The sequence below is a fragment of the Oleiphilus sp. HI0128 genome, assembly GCF_001635365.1.
This window is the reverse complement of the sequence record NZ_LWGG01000067.1, coordinates 1-760: the sequence shown is the minus strand read 5'-3', so window position 1 is coordinate 760 and position 760 is coordinate 1. Positions and strand designations below refer to the sequence as shown.

The window sequence follows — 760 nt, the reverse complement described above, 5'->3', positions numbered from 1 at the left end:
AGATTTGCTTGATAAGCCTGTTGCTGATGTTAAGCGCATGTTGGGCTTGAACGAGCGTGTTGCCTCTGTTGATATGCCTATCGGCGGCAGTAGCGACAAATCATTACTAGATACAGTTGCTGATGAGTCAGCGTCTGATCCTGCAGAGTTGCTGCAGGATAGTAACCTTAAAGGTAGCATTGATGGCTGGTTGGATCAGTTGTCTGGTAAGCAGCAAGAAGTTCTTTCTCGTCGCTTTGGTCTTCGTGGCTACCGTATGAGCACCTTGGAAGAGGTTGGTAAAGAGATTGGTCTAACTCGCGAGCGAGTTCGTCAGATTCAGGTTGAAGCACTTAAGCGACTCAGAGATATCCTTGAGAAGCAGGGCTTAAATGGCGAAACCTTGTTTAATAGTTGCTTCTAAGCTTCTTATGTATGCCGCAAATTTTGTGCAGGCATCAGAGTAAGTAAAAAATCCCCGCCTTTGGTGGGGATTTTTGCATTTACAGTTTTAAAATTCGCTGCTGCTGAGTCTGGGTCTTAATGTTGAATTCTATGTGGTATAAAACTTTTGCAAACAGTAACTTACTGAACTATTCTAACTAAAAGCTTTAAAAAGGCTGGTGGCGCTCCGATTCAGGGGCTTATTTAGATCTAGGGGCAGGTATTTGTTTTCGCTATTTAAAAAGAAATCGAAAGCTCAAGTAGTAGGGCTGGAAGTTCGCTCCAGCGGTATAGCTCTTGCTGTCGCTTCGAAAAATGAAGGCAAAAATGCGCTCAT

The 760-nt window shown here is 43.7% G+C and carries 1 protein-coding gene; it reads left to right on the top strand.

What is annotated here, in order from left to right; translation table 11 throughout:
• On the top strand, positions 1-403 hold a 403-nt coding region (locus A3763_RS00895), incomplete at its 5' end, for a sigma factor-like helix-turn-helix DNA-binding protein (RefSeq protein ID WP_304440767.1).
• Between the last annotated feature and the right edge of the window lie 357 nt (positions 404-760).